The sequence below is a fragment of the Methanohalophilus profundi genome, from assembly GCF_004137855.1.
In the GTDB taxonomy this organism is placed as follows: domain Archaea; phylum Halobacteriota; class Methanosarcinia; order Methanosarcinales; family Methanosarcinaceae; genus Methanohalophilus; species Methanohalophilus profundi.
The window spans coordinates 414932-435873 of record NZ_QBKB01000002.1 but is presented as its reverse complement, the minus strand read 5'-3'; the positions used below and the strand labels follow the sequence as shown (position 1 = coordinate 435873).

Here is a 20942-nt window from a genome sequence, read left to right as displayed (position 1 = left end):
GCTATTAGAGGAAAGTCTATGGATCTTGAAGATAATTTATTAATGATGCCGGGCCCGGTGCCAGTACCCGCAAGGGTTCTCAGGGCAATGTCCAAGCCGATGATCAATCATCGTGGAGCACAATTTTCTGAAATATACGATGACTGTCGCCGAATTCTTGCTGACGTTTTCAAGACAGAAAATGACATTTTTGTGTTAAGTGGTTCAGGTACTGCTTCTATGGAAGCTGCTGTAGGTTGTATCGCAGACAAAGATGACAGGATAATCTCCATTGAGAATGGTAAATTCGGGGAGCGTTTCAAAGATCTTGCATCCAGATACGGTTCTGTCGTTCCCATGGAATTTGAATGGGGTAATTCAGTGGATCTGGATTTGCTTGAAGCACAACTTCAGGAAGGAGCAAAGGCCGTAACCATGGTTCATAACGAAACCTCCACAGGTATACTGAATCCTGCAGAACAGGTCGGCAAACTGGCAAAGAAATATGGGTCCCTTTTTATAATGGACGGTGTGACTTCACTGGGTGGAGATAATGTATTTGTAGATGATTGGGGAGTTGATGTAGCAGTGGTTGGTTCCCAGAAATGTATTGGTGCACCACCAGGCCTTTCCATGCTTTCTGTAAATGAAGCTGCATTTGACGCAATGGAAAAAGAAAACCTTCCCTATTATCTTGATCTCAAAGCCTGCAAAAAAAAAGTGCTGACAAGGAAAAAACACAAACTCCTTACACACCTGCGATCCCTCTTTTCTATGCCCTGCAGGAATCCCTCCATATAATTGAAGAAGAAGGAATGGATGCCAGAATAAAAAGACACTGTACCGGTGCGGCCGCTGTGCGTGCAGCAATGGAGGCCATGGGTATCGAAATGTTCCCGCAGCTCAATGAATGCAGTGCGTATTCCAACACTGTCTCTGCAATGAAGTCCCCGGAGGGTATGGACAGTGAAACCCTTAAGAAGGAAATGATGAAAGCAGGAATTACAATTGCAGGCGGACAGGCCCACCTTAAGGGCAAGATTTTCCGTATTGGAAGTATGGCCAATGTAAGTTACAGGGATATTCTCAGTACTCTCCAGCAGATTGAGGTAGTATTCAAGGAAAGGGGAGTGGTTTCAGAACTGGGTCCTGCAACAGAAGCTGCAATTGAAGTATTGTGTAAATGAGATATTATGAAAACCATAGGTATTGTAGACACGACGTTTGCACGTTTTGATATGGGCAGCGCTGCTGTGGATGAGATCAGGCAGTATGTTTCAGCCCGTATAATTCGGATCACAGTTCCGGGTATAAAGGACCTGCCGGTGGCTTCTAAAAAGCTTATCGATGAGCAGGGCTGCGAAATAGTTATGGCTCTGGGAATGCCCGGTGCTGCGCAAAAAGATAAAGTATGTGCACATGAGGCTTCCACGGGTATCATCCAGGCCCAGCTTATGACAAATACGCATATAATAGAAGTTTTTGTTCACGAAGATGAAGGCAAGGATGAGAAGGAGCTTGCTTTTCTTATGGAGAACCGTGCTCGTGAGCATTCTCGTAATGTCGTGGATCTTCTCTTTAAGCCTGAGAAACTTGTAAAACAGGCAGGTACGGGCCAGAGGCAGGGTTTTGAGGATGTAGGAAGCCTGCGTGGATGAAAGTTTGATTTTATAATTTATAAGTATGATTAGGAAGCAAAATCTGCATTGGAGAACAATATAATGACAATCAGACTGGGATTTGTGGTAGCGGAATTTAACAGGGATCTTACCTACCAGATGGAATTGCTTGGTATAGAGCATGCAAAATTCCTGGGCGCGGAAGTGACAGATACCATTCTTGTGCCCGGTGTTTACGATATGCCGCTTGCAATCAAGAAACTTTGTGAAAAAGATGACATTGACGCAGTTGTAACCATTGGTTCGGTGATAGAAGGTGCCACAGGTCACGATGATATCGTGGTCCAGCATGCCTCAAGAAAGATTACCGACCTTTCTCTGGAATACAACAAGCCTGTCACTCTGGGCATTGCAGGTCCCGGTATGAGTCGCATGGAGGCTCACCAGAGGGTCGATTATGCCAAGAGGGCTGTAGAGGCTGCGGTAAAACTTATCAGACGTCTCTAAATAATTCATAGGGGCTATTAATGGCATCTTCAAGATTGGCCCGAGTGGCTGAATCCCCAACAATCCGTATAGCCAATATAGCAAATAAGCTCAAGCATGATGGCATTGATGTAATCAGCTTTAGTCTGGGTGAACCTGATTTTGATACGCCCAAGAATATCAGTGATGCTGCATGCAAGGCGCTTTATAGCGGAGAAACTCATTATTCTCCATCCCCGGGTATCAAACCACTGCGAGAAGCTATAGCCAAAAAACTACAAACAGAGAACAATCTGGATTTTGATGCATCCAATGTGATGGTTACACCGGGAGCCAAACAGGCAATCTTCGAAGTTATGATGTCTGTACTTGATGATGGCGATGAGGCTATCCTGTTCGATCCTGCCTGGGTTTCCTATGAGCCATGCATCAAATTTGCAGGAGCAAAACCCAAATGGGTGCCTACAGACCCGGAAAATGTTTTTCTTCCTTATGATATTGGAGATCACATTACAGATAAAACGCGTCTGATAGTTGTCAATTCCCCTTGCAATCCCACAGGTGGTGTTTTTGGCAAGGACAAATTAAAGGAAATCGCCGACCTTGCCATTGATCATAATCTGCTGGTTCTCTCTGATGAGATCTATGAGAAGATACTTTACGATGAAAAACACTACAGTATAGGTGCTATGGAAGGGATGCATGATCGTACCATAACTGTAAATGGCTTTTCCAAATCCTATGCGATGACAGGTTGGAGGTTAGGTTATGTCGCTGCCAATGAAACTTTCCTCCATGATTTCCAGAAAATCCAGTCACATTCTGTCAGCAGTGCTACAACGTTTGCTCAATATGGTGCCATTGAGGCACTGGAAGGCGACCAGCAACCTGTTGAGGACATGGTGGCTGAATTCAGGCACGTCGCGATATCCTTGTAGATGGGTTGAATGATATAGGTATACATTGCAGCCGTCCGAAAGGTGCATTCTATGCATTTGCGGATGTAAGCGAGTACGGCAATGGTGAAGAAATCGCTGAGAAATTGCTTTCAGATGCTCACGTTGCTGCGACCCCCGGTTCAGCTTTTGGCCCTAGTGGTAACAATTTCGTGAGGCTTTCATACGCCATTTCACAGGAAAGGATAAGAGAAGCTCTTGAAAGGATTGGGAATTGCCTTTTATAATTCTGTTCTTTTCCTTTCCAGAATTCTTTTTATAATTCTACCACTGCTGCAAAGGGTGCATTGACGGGGTTTTCCGAGGCGCACTACCTTTGTATTGAATCCTCTTTTTTGGAGTTTATCTTCAAGTTCTTTTTCATCGAATACCTGGTCGTGTCCCAGTACGATAATATCCGGTTGTACCTCTTCGAGGGGTTTGAACATATCTTCTTCGCTTCCCAGAAGGGCATGGTCCACAACCTTTAAAGCTTTAACCATTTCAAGCCGTTGCTTTTCAGGAACTATGGGTTTTGGCTTATGTTCGATTGTTGAGTCCCGTGCAACAAGGACATATAATTCACTGCCATACTTTCGGGCCTGTTCCAGATAGTAGAGATGCCCTGGGTGCAGTATGTCAAAGGTTCCTGTTGCAAGTATGCGTGTCAATTCATCACCTGATTAATTGTCCGCTAATGAATAGGAATTACCTTTAATAACTTTATGGAAAAGGTCCGGATACTGTTGGGTCAATATAATTCCTTTTTGAAATTACTGTAGCACTGCTTTAAAGTATTCAGGTTTGCCGGCACATGCAGTATATCAAAATCGAAGAGATTAGCAAATTCATCCACTTGTTCATGGAAATCCTCTTCGTAATCAATTCCTGTGTCAACCTTTGCAACGTGTTTGTAACCAACTTCATTAAAGACATATCTCGATGTTTCAATGTCGTTTTTATCTTTGCCAAAACCTGAACAGACAAGCATATCTCTCCAGTTGGCTGCCCACATGGGTGTCAGGAAAAAAGCCCCTTCCCCTTTGAAACTCTTGAGAGTGTCGAGATATTCCTGTCTGCCTCCAAGTACGGCACCAATACAGTCATCGATTGTTTCCCCGTTATTTTCTCTTAGTATTCCCACCGGACATGGATGGTCGGCAAAATCTTCCTCTATGTCTGAGAGTACATTGCCACACAACCCGTAAAAAAGCAATATACCATCGGATATGGGGGACAATCTCTTGGTATTTGTGTATACCTCGTCCTTGAGTTTTTTTGGGATTGCATGCAGGGCAAATTCAAGTATCTGGATAACTATATTGAATTGTTTATCAGGCAATGGGTTATTCAGCAAATTCACCATGGTTTTTGTTTCAACGTCCACTCCTGCTTTACTGAGTTTATCCCTGATACCATAAGATTCATCATTTTCAATTATGATCACATTGTCTATCGAATTGTCCTTTTCAATCAGATATGCTATCTCATCTTCAAACATCCGGCAGGCTATTATTGTTAGGGTTGGCAGGTTAAATCACCTGTATAAAAATAGAAAAGGGAAGGGATTTTAAGATTACGCCTTCTGGCCTTATCTTTTTGTGCATCCCCTATAACATCTGTTGAGGTGTTCTTCTGGCATTGGCTTGGTAGCAAGGCTTACTACTACTGCGGTAATGGCTGCAATCGGTGTGGCAACAAGGATTGGATCCACAACTGTCCACGTGCCGGTGAGCAGGGTTTCCGTTCCAAAAATGGCCTGTGATATTCCCAGGGGAGCAGCTTCTTTTGCATGGACAAAAGCCAGCCAGAAAAGGCTGCTGAATGTTCCTGCAAGAAGACTTGCAATCGCTCCTTCCCTGGTCATACGCGGCCAGAACAGTGCTCCTGCATAGGCGGGCAGGAAGGCAGCCGCGCATAGGCCGAAGAAAATAGCTGTACCACGGGCAATAATGCTGATTGGCAGCATGTAGGCAAGGATAACACTCAGTATGATTGTAACAGCGATTCCCAGTCTGGTTACTGATATGGTTTTTCCGGATTTACCACCCTTGAGGAATTCTTTATAAAAATCATGACCAATAGCAGTTCCCATTGTGTGATATTGGGAACTGAGAGTTGACATAGCAGCTGCCAGCAGGGTTACCATGAATATTGCAACGAAAAGGTCTGGTGTGGCACTGTTTATGTACTCCGGGATGATGCGGTCCATATTCCCTCCTGCCACATCCAATGCAATCTGGCCTTGCGAGTCGAGGAAATACACATTGGAAAGGGCACCTACTATATAGGCAACTCCTGCCATCATGAGGATAAAAGGCCCACCTGCAAATACTGCCCTGTTGAGGGATTTCTTGCTATCTACTGTCATGAAACGCACGGCAAGCTGGGGCTGTGCCAGTACGCCGATTCCCACGCCGAGTATAATTGTAGATACCATTGTCCACCATATAGGTGTGCCAAACGCAGGCATTGATGTCCATCCAGTATGTCCGCCTGCCGCTAAACCTGCAGGTACCATTGACGACATGTCTGTGAGAGCCTGGTGGGCTTCCGTGATTCCACCGAGATTAGCATAAGTTAATATGAGCAGTACAGTCATGCCTCCAAGCATCAGGGTTCCCTGCATGGCGTCTGTGTACATAACCGCCAGCAAGCCTCCTGTAATCACATAGGCTGCAACAATAATCGTGAGGATAAATACGGCCACGTCATAATTTATTCCCAGGGATGTTTCCATGAACCGGGCTCCTCCGATAAGTACTATACCTGCATAGAGGGGCATGAATACACCGATCAAAGCACCTGAAAAACCCTGTATGAATTTCGAATTGAAACGTTTACCCAGCAGTTCGGGGAATGTGACAGCTCCCAGATTCACACCTATACGCCGTGTGCGTGATCCGAAGAGGATAAAGGCTACAAAGATTCCCACCACGATATTCATGAAGACAAGCCAGAGTGTTCCCATGCCCAATGTTGCGGAGACTCCCCCGAAACCAACGATTGCGGATGTACTGATAAATGCCGCTCCGTAGGACAGGGCCAGGATATAGGGGTGCACACTCCTTCCTGCAAGCATGTAATCGTCAACTTCTTTTGTGCGTTTATAGGCAATCCATCCGCAATAGAAGACTATCATCAGATAGACCAGAACGATTACACCGAGAACTACCGGGTTTACAGGCAATCCTCTTCCTCCTCTTCATTCCATTTTGCAATTCCATATGCCATGCAGGCAATGGCACTTATTATGCACAGAACATATGCACTCCATATGTAGGGGTCCTCTATGCCTAACATTTTTACACCTCTTTTATACTGGGGGGTGTTAGCAAGTAACATACTTGAACTTTTCGAAAAGAGCAGGATAAACAGGGATCTAACTAACGGACCAAAAGGTATTTATCGAAAAGTAGCAGAAAAGTAAAATTAAGTATTACAACAGACAATTTTTGTAATACTATGTCTGTTTTGCAGACCTTAAAGGGCGTTGTTGTCAGACCACGCCTCCTCCCTTCTTTTATAGTTCAATTATTTCGGTTTCCTTTGTTTTGGTGTCCACCAGTGCAACAGTAGCTTTTCCCGTAAGTACTCCGGCAGTTTCCCCGGGATTTATCACTCGTGTGTTGCCGATCATGTGGCTGCCTGCCTGGTGGGTATGTCCCCTGACAATGAGATCAAAATGACCGGATGCAGCAAGAGCCTCAATTTCTTCTTCGTTTATCCCGTGTAGCAGGGCAATATGCAAACCCTCTATATCCAGTGTGCCAAAATCACCACATACGTTTGCTCCCTGTTTTGCAAACCATTCCTTTAGAGTAATCCTGTCTCCCTCGTTATTTCCAAATACAAGGTGAAGAGGAACCTTCAGTTCCGTGAATCCTTTTACGTTGAAGGGTGATACGAGATCCCCGGCATGGAGCACAGCAGAGACTTGTTTTTGATTGAAGAAGTTCACCGCTTTGCGTATCATATCTAAATTGTCGTGGGAATCAGCCATTATTCCCAAATATTTTCGTGTTAAGTCATCAACTCCTATAATATTTTATCAGCCTGATTTCATGAAATTACAACTACAGCATGACTTTACTTATCGTGCCGTGTGCGTAGTCTATGAATGGGTCCCAACTCTTTAATATATCAGCCTTATAATCGATGAATATAAAATCACAATCTATATATATTGCTATACTCTTGTTAGGCTCATTAATGAGCGGGCACAAAATCTTTTTTAGTACCCCACTCCCCAGCCCGCTCATATACCCCCATAATATAGAGCAGGCTATCTTTATCTGCAATATTCCCTACGACTTCCTAAGATAAATAACTTTTGAATATTTTATATGTATATAACTTCTATGTTTTTGGAAGTAATTGTCACTGGAATAATATTATTTTTGTTCTTTCCAAAAAGTAAGATGAATTGGTTTTCAATTGAGTGGAAGGGCACGAATTGAGAGACCGTCGGAAAAGTCTACTACTTACATACATATATCATACAGTTCCTATTGTATATACTCATTTTCTATCGCATAATCACAACCAATAGATACATTTATATCATATAACCATTTTTACCTAAAATAATTAACTCTATCGTGATTAAAATGTATTCTGTTCAAAAACCCAAGCAAACAACATTCATGTATGGTCCTGATGTCTACGACAAATTGATACTCAAAAACCATTTGCTTTATAAGATCAATGAAAATGTTGATTTCTCGTTCATCAATGAAACATGCGAAAAACTCTATTGTTCAAACAAAGGCGGTCCTGTAACCAACACACCTGAAATGATGCTACGGTCTGCAGTAGTTCAATACCTTTATGATTATTCTGACAGGCAAATGGAATACGAATCACAGGTTAACATAATGGTAAAATGGTTTATTGGGCTGAATCTGGAGGACAACGCATATGACCACAGTGCCCTGGGTTATTTCAGGGATAAACTTGGAAATGATAAATGGAATGAGGTATTCTACCACATTTTAAATCAGATACAGAATGCGGGTTTTTCAAAAGGGGATACACAATATATTGATGCAACACATGTGATTGCAAATATTGCTATTCCAAGTACAATTGGGATATTAAGACAGGGAATTACTGAAGTCTTAAAATCACTGAAAAAGGTAGATCGTCGACTTTATAAGGATCTTGGTGGAAAAAACAATCTATGAGGAAAGAAAGGGTTGGGGATATGGATCAAAAAGAGAAAGAAGGAAGGCTTATAGAAATCGTGAACGAAGCAAAGTTAGTAATTCAGAAAACTGAAAATTATGATGAAAATGTGCAAGAAAAAGTAGAGGTGTTAAAACGCATTCTATGCGAGAATATTCAGGAAGATGATGAAGGAATTTCAAGAAGAAAAGGACAGGTTTAAAATAGGATAGTAAGTCCAGTTGACCCTGATGCCAGGCATGGAGCAAAATCGGATAAGAAGAAGTTTGTTGGATACAAGGTGAACTCTACAATGTCAGAAGATGGATTCATAACTAATATCAATGCAACTAGCGGTAACAGTTATGATGGAGACTTGTTATTGCCACTTACTGATAAGGGATTGATGAATGATCAGACGATCCATAAGGTAGTAGCAGATGGGGCTTATGGAAGTGCTTCGAATCGATTTGGAATGTTAAAAAAGGGTGCTGTGCTGATCGCACCAGTAAGTAAAGAGTCAAATAAAGCTGGTGATTATTACACACAGGAGAAGTTTACCATCGATAAATCAGGGGTTACGTGTCCTGCAGGCAAAAGGACAATGATATCATATCATGATAAGAAAAAAGGTACACATCTATATCATTTCAAAAAAAGCGATTGCTGTGAGTGTAGTTTGAAAACAAAATGTACAAAAATGGATCACAGGACTATAACAGTAAGTAGACATTATCCCATTTTAGAAGAGGCTAAAAGATACAGTAAATCTCGAGATTTTAAACGGGATATGAAAATGAGGGCACATATCGAACCAAAACAGGGAGAGATGAAGAGATTTCATGGGCTGAAAAGAGCAAAGTTCTGGGGGAAAGAGAAGATGAATATTCAAGCAATGTTAACAGGAATTGCAGTTAATCTAAAGAGATTTATTAAAATGAGTGGGGAAATATATTAAAGGTAGAAGAGATGAAAGAGTTGAGGCTTAAAAAAGGATTGAAAGAAACTGGATTGAAAATATGTCAAACAAATAGATGATAATTTTTCAAAAAAATGAATTTAAGCCTTAAATTTGCTCTTTAATAAAGAAAAGGGAATCTTTTTTATCTATTATCCGACGGTCTCAATTGAACCCAACTTTGACAGTCAAAAGTAATAATAGTTAGTTATTTTAATCGGAAATCGATGCTTAACTCTATCGTTACTCCAGTGATCTTGCTTTCTCGACAAAGGCCATGACAGTTAGTACAAATGTGGCATGTGCCCAGGTTAGAGGACTCACACTTAAAGGACTCCCATCAAACGGATTCAGCTGCTCTGCCAGCATACCGGTGTCTGTGGCTCTATCTGTGACCCACAGTATTATCTCCCTTGTGTTTTGCAGGTCGTTGATGCTCTTTGCCATCTGTATATACCATTGTGCTACCCATAAGGTACATATGAACCAAGGATTACCTGGTATTATCTCCGGATCGTATTGCGCAACTTCTTGATATTTATCCTTATAGAAGCGAGCGATGCCTCCTACCTCAGTCTTCACCGAGAGTATGCTTTCTATACTTTTCATAGTGCTAACCACCCTGGCATCGTCGGGGGGGAGCACCCCGAACTGGGATACGGCGTAGAGACTGGCATCTACGGTCACATCCCTAGGGTTGATGCTTCGCAGGAACCTTCCCAGTTCCTTATCATACAGGTGACTCTCGATCCCCCGTTTTATTTCCATGGCAGCCGTGTTGTAGCTCTCTGCGAGGTTATTGTCTCCATACATTGCTGCAAACTTGGCAGCACATATGAGTCCCGCATAAACTGTCGAACATGTATAGCTGTGGACCGCTCTTTTCTCCTCCCACAGATTATAACTGGGTTTTGGGAGTCCAGTAGAAGAATCCCTGTACTTGGTCATGAACTCGGCAGCTGGTATTATCATTGAGTGATAGACCGAATCGATATTCTCGATAGATCTTGTCATTTTATAATGATTCCACAAAGCCACGATAATAAGTGCTGTGCTATCTTCCTGTATCGGAAGTTGGATATGCCCATCAGGTGTTATCCAAGGCATCCAACCACTTGCAAGAGTACCTGTAGGATTGTATTTTTGCAGGAAATATCCGTGATCATGGAGCAGTCCCCGGCAGTATTTAAAGAATTTTTGCACAGTCCCGGAGTAGCGCGTTATGTCCAGCGCCATGGCGACAAATGCACTGTCTCGCGGCCACATGTAACTGTATGAATCCATGTTGAACCTTTCAAGAATATCACTGTCATTGGCAGCTATGATCGCGCCATCGTAATCAATTTGCGACTTTATAATAAGCAGACTGTGTTTGAATAAGTCTACCACTTTTGGTGGAAGATCAAACAAATCGTACTTTTCTTTGTTCACCCATGAATAATAGTACTGCCCTGCTTCACTTATCATCTTTTCAGGTGTTGTATTAAGGACAAGTTCGTTGAGCCGCTTGACTTCAAAGAAAGTTTTCCCTGCTGCAATCCAGTAATATATTATTTTTGTTTCCCCCCCGGCCAGATGCCGGGAGAAACGGATGAAACTCTTCACTGCCCCAACCTGAATGGAGTTCATGTTAAGATCTCCAGACTTGATAGCACCAGATTCATCTGTCCCTTTTGGACGTACTTCATACTGGTCAAAGTATGGTGAACCACTAATAAGGAAGTAGCGCGAGTCCTGATAATGTATTATGGATTGCAATGCAGGATCAAAGATAGCCGTATCACCATTCGGGTTCTCGTAAAGGGCAATATCATGGCTGAAAAGCAGCTTCAGATCCACATCCCTTGTGTCGGTATTGGTTATTGCTATCTTTCGAATGAATACATTCTCATGAGGGTGTACACATTCGTTGAACCTCAACTCAACTCCAAGACGATCATTGCGATAGTAGCTATCAGTACCAACCGATCTTTCTGGTAACCAAGTTTGTGGCTCCAATCATCCCCGATCAGAGAGACCATACCAAGATTTTTCCCATCCACTTCTACCCCTACTCTACAATGTCGACCATTCACATGGTTCTCATATCCTATATGGGGAAAGTACATGTCCCGGATGCTTGCATTTATATCCAGGTTCACCAGCAGTGATCCGTTTCCAACAACGAGTGGTTTAGGCATTTTAGCATCACCTTTAATACATATTCTCACGTATAAATGTACATCATGAGCTAAAGTAGTTTCCTGCTTGATGGGAAACGAGAAATGACGCCATTAAATTATCGGGGTTCTAATTTAAAGGGTCAAGATATCAAATTGGCTATGATACTATAACAGAATGGGGTATAAGTGTGGGGTTTAGTCTAAAAAAGCCTGATTCTGGTGCGAACATAGGAATTCTTTCTTATGAGTATCCACCAAATTTTTTTGGTGGAGTGGGTATCCATGTAGGTGAGTTAACCAGAAGTCTTGCAATCGGAAATGATCAGGTACATGTGTTTACATCCAATGTACAGGAATCGAACGAACAGTTGATCAGAAATTTATGGGTACACGGACCAACAGAACTTCATTATCAGGCATCTAATAATTTCAGTGCAGCATATAAAAAGATACTGACCAACATCAATGTGGCTGCGATGGTGAAGAAACAGTTTTCAGGTGGCAGTCTGGATCTGTTACACTCGCATGGTGGGTTGATCCAGTTAGCTACTACATTATCAAAGGAGAGCACCCAGCTGCCACTGGTGATGACAGTTCACAGTATAGATATCAACAGAACGAAGCCAGACGGGCTGAGTGTTATGATGGAGAAAAATGTGGTGGGTATGGTGGACAGGTTCATTGCAGTATCAAAGTCCATACAAGAAGAACTGGAGCAAACATTTGAAATTGAACCCGATATGATAACAATCATTCCAAACGGTGTGGATACTGAGACATTCAAACACCAGAATGCGGATGATCTCAAAAGAAAATACAAACTTGATGACCGATTCGTTGTGCTGTTTGTTGGAAGGAATGACCCTCAAAAGGGTGTGAAGTATCTGGTTGATGCCGTGCGAAGGCTCCAGAAAGATATTCCAGAGATAATGCTGGTCCTGGTCGGCCAGCCGGATATATATCATGACAAGCATATCCTCTGCCTTCCGCATGTGGGGAAGCATGAACTCATTAAATTATACTCTCTCTCCGATGTGTTCGTGCTGCCAAGCATCTACGAGCCTTTCGGTATTGTGCTCATGGAAGCCATGGCATGTGAAACCGCGTGCATTGGGACACGAGTCGGAGGGATACCAGACATCATTGACCACAACCGGACCGGGGTTCTGGTGGAGCCGGAAAGCTGTGCAAGTATCGCAGAAGCGATTGATAGATTATATCATGATCCAGAAAAGAGGTGCCTGATGGGAAAATGGGCCGTGAGAGGGCGATAACATACTTTGACTGGATAGATATAGCAAAGAATACTGGAGAGGTATACCAGCAGGTGCTTAATTAAAACCAGAGTCTGCTCTTGATGTACTCAATGTTAACTTATCATGGATTCGATCCGCACATGTACCTCTAGATCACTCTTTCTATGTTGCATCTGAAACCCAGATAAATCTCTCCCACTCGCACCTAATGTCGAACCAGATATGATTGTCACACAAGTATCTCTGAGTGAAAATGTACAAAACGGACAGAGAGACATCACAACAAGCAACCATCATCGAATTATAGAGGAAGTGAAACTGCACAATAAACTCAAGATAATTAGCTAACTACTGAATGTGTATGTTCTGGAAATTATGCTTCGTGGAAAAGGTTATGGGTGGCTTGATCGGCTGCTCGTTCTCTAACTATTTTTAAAATAAGGGAAGATATATTGAACAAGGCACAAGGTGATGACATATTTTTAGCTGAAGTTGCCAGTAAATTCACAGAGGAAATTACGGAATTGGCAAGCAGTGATAAAGTATATGAGAAAAAATAGCTCTGAATGCAATCATTTTTGCAAGTACATTTACTTTTATAATAGCCTATTTTCTAACTGAATCTTTGTCTCAAGACAATTTCATTGTAATTATAGTATATCTAGCAGTAAGTGCCATCTTTGCAGCTATAATAAGTATTCCTTACATGAGGATATTTAAGCCACTATCAGATGCAATTAATAATGATTCATTTGCTTTGAGTGTGAGTATTTCTTCCTTATTGATTGCATTTGCACTGGCATTGGCGGGATTTCTGTTTGATAATAGGCCACTTGTGTTAGGCTCCTTGTCCCTGTCATTTGTACAAATTCCATTATTAGCAGTATTTGGACATTTCAAAATACCAGTTGATCAAAATGCAGATTCCAAAACTGGATCTAGTATTTGAACCTTGCTCTCACAAATAGAAATTATAGTTGGAATTATTTCAGGGATAGGGTCATTAACAACTTTATACTTTAAGTTTTTTTAATTCCAACTTTCCTTTTTATACTGCTTTATGTTGACTTTCCGATATGAAAGTCCAATCCACTGTTCTATCTGAAAATCCAATCATCAATGTCTCCAAATCCCATAGAGGTAAAAAGTGTTTCAATTGTAGCTGACATTATCCCAGCTACATTGAAGGTAAATCTGCCATAATTCCTATTATTTTTATTTTCTACTCATTTTTTTATTCTCATTAAGTACCCGATTGAAGCTACTGAAAGTTTCATCGTTAAAACATACAAATACTATCCTGTCAAAAACAGGCCTGTCGTTCAGAAAATCGATTACCTCATTTATCGCTATTTCAGCTGCCCTGGGTATGGGGAAGTGGTAGGCTCCGGTACTTATTGAGGGGAAGGCAATAGTTTTGATTCCTTTTTCTGCCGCCAGCTTAAGGCAATTCCTGTAACATCTTGCCAGCATTCTGTCCTCGTCATTGTTTCCTCCATTCCATACAGGTCCCACTGTATGTATGACCCATTTTGCCGGCAGGTTATAGCCTTGTGTGATTTTTGCTTGACCTGTTGCACAACCATTCAGTGTCCTGCACTCTTCCAGCAGTTTAGGTCCTGCAGCTTTGTGTATTGCTCCATCAACCCCTCCTCCGCCCAGCAGGGAATTGTTGGCTGCATTCACGACAGCGTCAACTTCCTGTTCTGTGATGTTGCCTTTAATTATCCTGATTATTCTCTGGTCCATAATCTCTGGTCTTTTTTACTGGTTAATAGTTCTTGTCACTTCAGAACAGGAAATAATCAATCAGTAAGACTGAAGTGAATAGTAATATCCCCAGTATGGCAAGTGGAATGGTATAGTTCGATACTACGGTTTTAACATCATCGCCCGTGGTTCTCTGGATCAGCCAGAAAAATGGATCTGTAACGTAGGAAAACACCATGGTGCCAGCTGATATCATTAATATCAGGGGAATGGTTGCCACCTCTGAAACATAGGGGCTGTAGGCGAGTATGGATGATGTTATTATTGCAGTGACAGCCCTGGAGCCCTGTGCAGTCTGGATTATCGCGGCGAAAATAAACGGGATGGAAAGAGCAGGTATGAGGTGTCCGATAAGATTGTAGGTATTTTCTGCAAATGAACTAGCAGCAATTACTCCTCCAAGCGCCCCGGCACCGCACAGGTCCAGCAATATTATACCTGCATTGTGGGTGCCTTTCTCAAAAACTATATCCAGGTTTTCCTTTTTTACCAGTAACAGGGACACACTGGCCGCAAGAATAATAGCAAGATTGATATCTGCCAGCAGGGAAGCTCCCGGCAAAAAATGGCCAATTGCCAGGAAAACAATGGGCAGTATTAATGGTACCCATCCAATAGGTGACTCCCTTGCTGACAATTCTCTTTCTTTCCATGTGTCTTTGTAGCTGCCTCTTTTTGTAATAAGCAGGTATCCAAAAATAAAGAGAATTATGGATATGGTGATTGCAGCCAGGTTGAAGCCAGCATCAACATTAAAATTAAGATTTCTTGTAATACTGTATATGACAGGAAGCGGATACAGAAGGACAAAAGAAAGTGTGCTTGCGATCGCGGTTACATAATAGCATTTCTTCCTTATTTCAGAGTTTACATTCAGGTTTTCAACAAGGGGTATCATTACCACATAAGCTGTCAGGCAGCACATGAGGGGTATGGATAACAGGTAACCTGCAATTCCTGATATAAGGGTGGGTCGTGCGGATATCTTTTGCATATCCGAGACAATCCGCTGCGCAAAATTTTCCTGTCTTATTACCAGGGCAATTAATGACCCTGAAAAAATAGGAATTGCAAGGAGTGCGAATACCCTGCCTGCACCCTGTGTTGCCATTGCGATTGCATTTTGTTGCATCCCGCTGAAGATGCCGTAAAAAAGGGCTGCACCTGTCAGGACGAGGAAGGGGGGCAATCTAATCTTCCAGAGAAGAATTGTTATTAATACAATGGTTATCGTGAAAATCAGGATAGCTTGCACATTTTTCACCGTTTTTGGTTAATTCTCATTCGATATATCATCTCTAGTTATATTTTCTGTATATTTTAAACCAATGATTTCAAAATATACCTATAATATGGAGCAGCAATATTAATAGCAAAAGAATAGGTTTAATTATAAAAATTATAATTTGGTATTTTCTTACAACAATCACATCAAAGGTGCTTTTGCCATGGTTAAAATCTCAGTAATAGGAGCAGGGAATGTTGGTGCAACTACTGTGCAGAGACTTGCCGAAATGGAGTTCGGTAAGATTGTCCTTGTGGATATAGTTGAAGGGTTACCTCAGGGAAAAGCCCTGGACCTGATGCAGGCAGGAGCCATAGTAGGATATGATACTAAAATCAAGGGTAGTAATGACTATGCGGATATTGTTGATTCGGATATCGTGATCATAACTGCCGGTGCTGCAAGGAAACCCGGTATGAGTCGGGCTGATCTGATAAATATCAATACTAAGATCATGAAAGATGTTTGTGAGAACGTCAAAGAATATGCACCCAATTCTATTGTTATTGCTGTTACCAATCCTCTTGATGTGATGACTTATGTGGCCCTGAAAGTCACCGGTTTTGAACCAAATCGTGTATTCGGAATGAGTGGAATACTTGATACGGGACGTTTTGCCAGCTTTATTGCCGATGAACTTGCCTGCTCCAAAAGAGATGTTGAAGCAATGGTGATAGGCGGTCATGGCGACCAGATGCTCCCCCTACCCCAGCATTCTTCAGTATTCGGGACACCTCTGCCAGAATTGCTTGGAAAAGATGTCATTGCAGGGCTTGTAGAACGTACAATTCACGGTGGTGCTGAAATCGTTGCTCTGCTCAAAGAGGGTAGCGCTTTTTACGCGCCTTCTGCTGCCATAGTCCAGATGGTGGAATCAATCCTGAGAGATGAAAAGAGAATCCTGCCTGTTTCTGCTTATCTGGAGGGGGAATACGGCCAGAAAGGAATATATTTCGGTGTACCTGCCAAAATTGGTTGTGATGGTATTGAAGGGATAATAGAGCTGGAACTGACAGAAGAACAGAAACAGGCAATAAAAGAATCCTCTGCAAATATAAAGAAAAGCATCGACTGTCTGGATATATGATATTTCGCATTTTAGCGAATTTTTGTGGGAGAAAACGGTGCAGAAAGTCAACAAGTAGACCCTTGAGGAGGCAATTGTCTATAAGGCTGGCATTCAATAATGTGATAGATTAAAAATAATACTTCAAAACCAGTTTATAGTTTTTTGGCTTTGCAGAGGTTATTGTCATCCTTTGCAACCCGACCACATTTCTTGCAGTAATATGAAGGATTCTTAATAAGTTTTTTAAATTCCTTTGTGTTTTCTTTTATATCATCTTTTTTCCAGAAACACATCTTTTTCGACATATTTATCCTCCTTAAAAGGATCATAATCAAATCAAACTATACAATACTAGCTTGGTATGTGCTATTATTTTAAATTATCCTGCAGTTCAGAAATCCCATAAATGTGCTGCATTTTTGTACAACACTCTGTCAACATCCTTTGTTGAAAAGGTTCCGTCTTCCTGTAGTTTAACTATGTTCTGGAGTTGTTCCTGCAGGTTTCCCCAGGGTTCATCTGAACCAAAAAGGACTTTTCCTTCAGGCTGGCTGGTTATTATATCCTCAGTAGTCGTGCCATTATTTTTATACATATATCTGTATGCTTCATGGTTTGACATTGCCGTATCCAGATAGAGATTGTCAAGATCATTAACTGCTTTTATAATTTCAGGGATACCATCCCCCAGATGTGCAAGCTGAAAATTAATATCCGGATATTGTTCCACTTTATCCAGCAATTTATAAGGATCTTTACTACACGCCATAGGGATGTGTAAAAGGAGGTTCATGTAGTTTTCATTCATATAACTCAGGATTGAATCATCAGGCATATTTCCATAGATTCCATAATACTTTATCCCTGCAGGAGGTTTTTCGTCTTCATCTTCATATTTTGCAATATTTTCGGCACTATCATTTGCAGCTATAAACGGTATAAATGCGACCCGGTCGTCATCAATTGCCCATATTTCATCGTTTGCTCTGGTGTAATCTATCTTCCAACCAGAGTATGGTTCATCAGGGTCTGGAGATTTGTTTTTGAGATGGTAGAACAGGCCTTTCCAGAAATGTCCGAAAGTGTTTGATGGTTCTGGTTGTGCAAACAGAACACAGTTTTCAACATTATTCCGATCCATGTTCTCCTGCAGCCTCTGTATGTTATTACTGATCCTGGTGGTGGGCCTCAGCGCCATTGTCATAAAGATTGAATTTGTTCCGTAATGGCAATGTGCATCATTGATCCGATATTTTTCACATTTTTCCATGAAGAACTGTTTTTATTTATACCACATATACATACTCGACACAAAAATTTGCTTGCTGCTGTCTTTTCTTAACCCTTTGTCGAATTGATGAGGCTTGTACATAATGTATATTCTATGCTGGAGTACAGAAGAATTAGATTATATGAAAATAGCATAGATGCGAGTTTTTCACATTATTTACTTGAGGATGTCGGCAAATTTTGGGTGTGGTTTATAATAGGTAGAAAGGTTTATTAATGATAAATCATTATAGATATTTGTAATGATTAAACATCACAATATGTGTGATAATAAATAAACGGAGGTTAGTAAATGGAAATTTACCAAAATGGATCTATACATGAGAGCGGGGATCTTACCAGACAAGCAAACCATACCATGACCATTAATGAAATGGTTTTCATGATGGTTATTCTGGCATTTGGATTGTTTTCTCTGTACAGGTTGACCGCTTATGCCAACCTTATCGGCTGATCATTAAAGGGCAATTCACCGAATTGCCTAATTTTCCTCCTCTCCTATTGTTTTTGTTTATTTTGTCATTCCATTTAACTCAGAAAATGATAAATGGTTTCAGGTCCAATAGGACACAAGGAGCAAACTTCTAAAGGATAGCGGCATTTATTACGGTTTTTGCAGTAATTATTTTATCTCTTTTAATCAATCGTATAGCCACGATTGCGCTAACCCTAACCGGTCTTTCCCGTGAAGTCGCACGCTTCCAGGCAAGATCTGCACTTACAGGTGCAGGATTTACTACCACGGAATCTGAAAAAATGATGAATCATCCTGTAAGGCGCAGGATACTGATGTTGCTTATGCTTGTGGGAAATGCCGGAATAATAACCCTGATGGCCTCTGTAGTCCTTGTTTTCCTGAATCCTGCTTCTGCTACATTGCTAAGTTATGTTATTGTCATTACACTTGGTGTTCTATCGATTTTAATCATTACCCGTAGCAAAAAAGTCGATAGATTTCTCAGCCGTGTTATCACTTTTTCTCTTACCAGATGGACTGATATCCAGACATCGGATTCTGCAAGCCTGATCTACCTGGGTGGGGATTATCAGGTTTCAGAACTGGAAGTTGGCTCTGAAGATTGGCTAGCAGGTAAAGTCCTGAATGAGTTGAACCTTGTGGATGAGGGAGTGTTGATTCTTGGGATACAGAAACCCGGGGGTAAATACATTGGAGCCCCGGCAGCATCCACACGTATTGAAGTTAATGATGTACTCCTTCTATACGGCAGAGGCGAATCTTTGCGCTCCCTGGACAGAAGACGTAAAGGACTTCGCGGAGCGGTTGCACACGCCGAAGCAGTGGCACAGCAGAGGGACGTGGTGGAAGAACAGGAAACAGGCAGTAAACAAAGTGAGTCTGCAGATATTTGATTATTTTTCAGTGATTCAATCCACTTTAAATCGATTTTGAACTTAATAGTATAACAATAACCGGTTATTTCATATATCTAGGAATGTCATATGATGAATGTGGTGGGGAAACTGGAATTTCGGCTTGTGTCTTTTGATTCAATGGGAGCTAAATCATCATGTATTTTTGTGAAAACTCCTGATACAAGCATACTCATAGATCCCGGAGCTGCAATTCTGCAAAAAAGTTTTCCGCTTTCGGATTCTCAAAAGCAGTTCTACTTGCTCAGTGCTATACATAAAATCAAAGAAGAAATGAAAGAAGCCGAACATATCATAATCAGTCATTATCACTTTGATCATTATATGGTGGATGAAGATTCCTGTAAAACATATCTCAATAGCAATATGTGGATTAAGGATCCTAACAGGTGGATAAACCATTCACAGTGGGAGAGGTCCCGGAAGTTCCTGCAATCGCTGAGCCGGCTTAAAGGGACCACTCTCAAATACTCTCCTCCGATGCAATGCCATTACAAAGATCCGGTGGAATGCTTACCTCTGGCTTTTTCCATGGATTTTGGTGATTACCAACAACGAAGAGAAGAATTAATTTCAAGATGGCGAAAAAGATTTTTGAAAATGCAAAAACGCTGGTCATCTGAGAAATGGGTAGTACCTGTATCTACTGGAATATATTTTTCAGACGGCTGTGAATTTAAAACTGGCAATACCAAGGTGCGCTTTAGCCGTCCACTTTTCCATGGAATCGAGTATTCTGCTACAGGATGGGTGATTGCTACTATTATAGAATATGGAGGTAAAAAGTTACTTCATACATCGGATCTGCAGGGCCCTGTCATCGAAGACCATGCTCAGTGGATTATTGATGAAAATCCAGATATTTTGATACTTGATGGCCCCCCAACTTATCTTTTGGGCTACCTTCTCAACAGGACAAACCTTGACCGCAGCATAAATAATATCATCCGGATTATTAAGGAAAGTGTTCCGAACCTTATTATATACGACCATCACCTACTCAGGGATCCTCTTTACAGGGAACGGACTGAAAAAGTGTGGGATATTGCAGTGGAAATGGATGTCAGTATAATGACGGCCGCTGAATACAAGGGTCTTGTTCCCGTTGTTTTGAAATGAATTTTGTCCAATTGTGTGTCATCTGTATTATATACGATAATACTCGATTTTGATTGGGGTAAAAAATATCTACAATAAGTACATTCAGATGTGGCTTCGGATGATGTAGATGGGGCAAAGAATTTTTATGAATAACGTTCGGCTGGAAATTTGATAGTTCACCCGGGTTCCTTTCCAGAAGATTACTGTTTACACAAGTGTGGATTCTATCAATGATTATGTAAAAAGAATCAAATCTACCGGTGGGAGGGTTATGGTACCAAAAATTGCAGTGTTAGGATGGGACTATCTTCCATTCTGTAAGGATATTATGGCAAGAAGATAAAAATCTCACTATAAAATGTTAGAATATTTTATATCGGTCAGTTTACCTTTTATTTTGCTTTTAGACCGGGTGTTTGACTGTTAAATATAAAGTCCTTGTTAAACAAGATGAAATATATAATATTTTTAATT

22 protein-coding genes and 2 pseudogenes are annotated in these 20942 nt (G+C 41.3%); 13 read left to right on the top strand and 11 right to left on the bottom strand.

Going from position 1 to position 20942, the window contains the following annotated elements; genetic code table 11:
* The first annotated feature begins 18 nt into the window (after positions 1-18).
* From C9889_RS02225 to C9889_RS02210, 4 genes and pseudogenes are all read left to right on the top strand, one after another.
* A pseudogene (locus tag C9889_RS02225) lies at positions 19-1166 on the top strand (pyridoxal-phosphate-dependent aminotransferase family protein).
* A gap of 6 nt (positions 1167-1172) precedes the next feature.
* Entirely contained in the window at positions 1173-1637 is a 465-nt protein-coding gene (gene ribC / locus C9889_RS02220) for a riboflavin synthase (protein ID WP_129596854.1), read from the top strand.
* Between the two features lie 63 nt (positions 1638-1700).
* On the top strand, positions 1701-2105 hold the full coding sequence (gene ribH, locus C9889_RS02215; protein WP_072361247.1) for a 6,7-dimethyl-8-ribityllumazine synthase: 405 nt from the start codon (positions 1701-1703) through the stop codon (positions 2103-2105).
* 20 nt (positions 2106-2125) lie between these two features.
* Positions 2126-3267, top strand: a pseudogene (locus tag C9889_RS02210) (pyridoxal phosphate-dependent aminotransferase).
* On the opposite strand, the gene C9889_RS02205 reads toward C9889_RS02210, so the two are convergent.
* From C9889_RS02205 to C9889_RS02190, 5 genes are all read right to left on the bottom strand, one after another.
* The gene (locus C9889_RS02205; RefSeq protein ID WP_129596852.1) at positions 3262-3690 is read right to left on the bottom strand and encodes an adenylyltransferase/cytidyltransferase family protein; all 429 of its coding nucleotides are present in this window, start codon (positions 3688-3690) and stop codon (positions 3262-3264) included. The pseudogene C9889_RS02210 and the gene C9889_RS02205 overlap by 6 nt on opposite strands.
* Before the next feature lie 80 nt (positions 3691-3770).
* On the bottom strand, positions 3771-4520 hold the full coding sequence (locus C9889_RS02200; RefSeq protein WP_129596850.1) for a DUF1638 domain-containing protein: 750 nt from the start codon (positions 4518-4520) through the stop codon (positions 3771-3773).
* A 90-nt stretch (positions 4521-4610) separates the two neighbouring features.
* Positions 4611-6161, bottom strand: a complete 1551-nt coding sequence (locus tag C9889_RS02195; RefSeq protein ID WP_394342243.1) for a sodium:solute symporter family protein — start codon at positions 6159-6161, stop codon at positions 4611-4613.
* 38 nt (positions 6162-6199) lie between these two features.
* Complete coding sequence (locus tag C9889_RS10700; protein WP_013037568.1) at positions 6200-6322, bottom strand: symporter small accessory protein; 123 nt, start codon at positions 6320-6322, stop codon at positions 6200-6202.
* Between the two features lie 220 nt (positions 6323-6542).
* Positions 6543-7022, bottom strand: coding sequence for a metallophosphoesterase (locus C9889_RS02190; RefSeq protein WP_129596846.1), 480 nt, complete (start codon positions 7020-7022; stop codon positions 6543-6545).
* 607 nt (positions 7023-7629) lie between these two features.
* Here C9889_RS02190 and C9889_RS02185 point away from each other — a divergent pair.
* From C9889_RS02185 to C9889_RS02175, 3 genes are read left to right on the top strand one after another with little or no spacing between them, the layout of a single operon-like run.
* Positions 7630-8205 (top strand): transposase, encoded by a 576-nt coding sequence (locus tag C9889_RS02185; protein WP_129596843.1) that lies wholly within the window; start codon positions 7630-7632, stop codon positions 8203-8205.
* Positions 8202-8408 carry a hypothetical protein gene (locus C9889_RS02180; protein WP_129596841.1) on the top strand — a complete coding sequence of 69 codons (207 nt, stop codon included), beginning with the start codon at positions 8202-8204 and terminating at the stop codon, positions 8406-8408. The genes C9889_RS02185 and C9889_RS02180 overlap by 4 nt, the downstream gene beginning before the upstream one ends.
* 6 nt (positions 8409-8414) lie before the next feature.
* A complete protein-coding gene (locus tag C9889_RS02175; protein ID WP_129596839.1) occupies positions 8415-9143 on the top strand; it encodes a transposase in 729 nt (242 codons plus the stop codon).
* 243 nt (positions 9144-9386) lie between these two features.
* On the opposite strand, the gene C9889_RS02170 is transcribed toward C9889_RS02175, so the two are convergent.
* Positions 9387-11063: a glycoside hydrolase family 15 protein gene (locus C9889_RS02170; RefSeq protein WP_129596837.1), complete on the bottom strand. Its 1677-nt coding sequence runs from the start codon at positions 11061-11063 to the stop codon at positions 9387-9389.
* Positions 11060-11323: a hypothetical protein gene (locus C9889_RS02165; protein WP_129596835.1), complete on the bottom strand. Its 264-nt coding sequence runs from the start codon at positions 11321-11323 to the stop codon at positions 11060-11062. Before C9889_RS02165 ends, C9889_RS02170 begins: the two co-directional genes overlap by 4 nt.
* 170 nt (positions 11324-11493) lie before the next feature.
* On the opposite strand from C9889_RS02165, the gene C9889_RS02160 reads away from it, so the two are divergent.
* Positions 11494-12579, top strand: coding sequence for a glycosyltransferase family 4 protein (locus C9889_RS02160; protein WP_129596833.1), 1086 nt, complete (start codon positions 11494-11496; stop codon positions 12577-12579).
* Positions 12580-13186: 607 nt separating this feature from the next.
* A complete protein-coding gene (locus C9889_RS02150) occupies positions 13187-13510 on the top strand; it encodes a hypothetical protein (protein WP_129596831.1) in 324 nt (107 codons plus the stop codon).
* 266 nt (positions 13511-13776) lie between these two features.
* Here C9889_RS02150 and C9889_RS02145 read toward each other — a convergent pair whose 3' ends face one another.
* A complete protein-coding gene (locus tag C9889_RS02145; RefSeq protein ID WP_129596829.1) occupies positions 13777-14310 on the bottom strand; it encodes an O-acetyl-ADP-ribose deacetylase in 534 nt (177 codons plus the stop codon).
* Between the two features lie 40 nt (positions 14311-14350).
* Entirely contained in the window at positions 14351-15595 is a 1245-nt protein-coding gene (locus C9889_RS02140; protein ID WP_129596827.1) for a GntP family permease, read from the bottom strand.
* Between the two features lie 184 nt (positions 15596-15779).
* Here C9889_RS02140 and mdh point away from each other — a divergent pair, with 184 nt between their 5' ends.
* Positions 15780-16703 (top strand): malate dehydrogenase, encoded by a 924-nt coding sequence (gene mdh / locus C9889_RS02135; RefSeq protein WP_129596825.1) that lies wholly within the window; start codon positions 15780-15782, stop codon positions 16701-16703.
* A 134-nt stretch (positions 16704-16837) separates the two neighbouring features.
* On the opposite strand, the gene C9889_RS10010 is transcribed toward mdh, so the two are convergent.
* Together C9889_RS10010 and C9889_RS02130 are read right to left on the bottom strand one after the other, a co-directional pair.
* Entirely contained in the window at positions 16838-16990 is a 153-nt protein-coding gene (locus C9889_RS10010) for a hypothetical protein (protein WP_164999253.1), read from the bottom strand.
* Between the two features lie 86 nt (positions 16991-17076).
* On the bottom strand, positions 17077-17955 hold the full coding sequence (locus tag C9889_RS02130; RefSeq protein WP_129596823.1) for an amidohydrolase family protein: 879 nt from the start codon (positions 17953-17955) through the stop codon (positions 17077-17079).
* Positions 17956-18267: 312 nt separating this feature from the next.
* Here C9889_RS02130 and C9889_RS10005 point away from each other — a divergent pair, with 312 nt between their 5' ends.
* The 3 genes from C9889_RS10005 (at position 18268) to C9889_RS02120 (ending at position 20486) form a co-directional block, all read left to right on the top strand.
* The gene (locus tag C9889_RS10005) at positions 18268-18429 is read left to right on the top strand and encodes a hypothetical protein (protein ID WP_157769608.1); all 162 of its coding nucleotides are present in this window, start codon (positions 18268-18270) and stop codon (positions 18427-18429) included.
* Between the two features lie 302 nt (positions 18430-18731).
* A complete protein-coding gene (locus tag C9889_RS02125) occupies positions 18732-19346 on the top strand; it encodes a TrkA C-terminal domain-containing protein (RefSeq protein WP_225419949.1) in 615 nt (204 codons plus the stop codon).
* Positions 19347-19436: 90 nt separating this feature from the next.
* On the top strand, positions 19437-20486 hold the full coding sequence (locus C9889_RS02120) for an MBL fold metallo-hydrolase (protein WP_129596819.1): 1050 nt from the start codon (positions 19437-19439) through the stop codon (positions 20484-20486).
* Positions 20487-20942: the final 456 nt, after the last annotated feature.

Excerpts from the sequence above, each read along its gene's own strand:
- C9889_RS02200 (WP_129596850.1), bottom strand. The coding sequence starts at position 4,520 with ATGTTTGAAGATGAGATAGCATATCTGATTGAAAAGGACAATTCGATA.
- C9889_RS02190 (WP_129596846.1), bottom strand. The coding sequence starts at position 7,022 with ATGGCTGATTCCCACGACAATTTAGATATGATACGCAAAGCGGTGAAC.
- C9889_RS02195 (WP_394342243.1), bottom strand. The coding sequence starts at position 6,161 with ATGATAGTCTTCTATTGCGGATGGATTGCCTATAAACGCACAAAAGAA.
- C9889_RS02180 (WP_129596841.1), top strand. The coding sequence starts at position 8,202 with ATGAGGAAAGAAAGGGTTGGGGATATGGATCAAAAAGAGAAAGAAGGA.
- mdh (WP_129596825.1), top strand. The coding sequence starts at position 15,780 with ATGGTTAAAATCTCAGTAATAGGAGCAGGGAATGTTGGTGCAACTACT.
- ribC (WP_129596854.1), top strand. The coding sequence starts at position 1,173 with ATGAAAACCATAGGTATTGTAGACACGACGTTTGCACGTTTTGATATG.
- C9889_RS02185 (WP_129596843.1), top strand. The coding sequence starts at position 7,630 with ATGTATTCTGTTCAAAAACCCAAGCAAACAACATTCATGTATGGTCCT.
- C9889_RS02145 (WP_129596829.1), bottom strand. The coding sequence starts at position 14,310 with ATGGACCAGAGAATAATCAGGATAATTAAAGGCAACATCACAGAACAG.
- C9889_RS10700 (WP_013037568.1), bottom strand. The coding sequence starts at position 6,322 with ATGTTAGGCATAGAGGACCCCTACATATGGAGTGCATATGTTCTGTGC.
- C9889_RS02165 (WP_129596835.1), bottom strand. The coding sequence starts at position 11,323 with ATGCCTAAACCACTCGTTGTTGGAAACGGATCACTGCTGGTGAACCTG.
- C9889_RS10005 (WP_157769608.1), top strand. The coding sequence starts at position 18,268 with ATGGAAATTTACCAAAATGGATCTATACATGAGAGCGGGGATCTTACC.
- C9889_RS10010 (WP_164999253.1), bottom strand. The coding sequence starts at position 16,990 with ATGTCGAAAAAGATGTGTTTCTGGAAAAAAGATGATATAAAAGAAAAC.
- C9889_RS02125 (WP_225419949.1), top strand. The coding sequence starts at position 18,732 with ATGATGAATCATCCTGTAAGGCGCAGGATACTGATGTTGCTTATGCTT.
- ribH (WP_072361247.1), top strand. The coding sequence starts at position 1,701 with ATGACAATCAGACTGGGATTTGTGGTAGCGGAATTTAACAGGGATCTT.
- C9889_RS02120 (WP_129596819.1), top strand. The coding sequence starts at position 19,437 with ATGATGAATGTGGTGGGGAAACTGGAATTTCGGCTTGTGTCTTTTGAT.
- C9889_RS02130 (WP_129596823.1), bottom strand. The coding sequence starts at position 17,955 with ATGGAAAAATGTGAAAAATATCGGATCAATGATGCACATTGCCATTAC.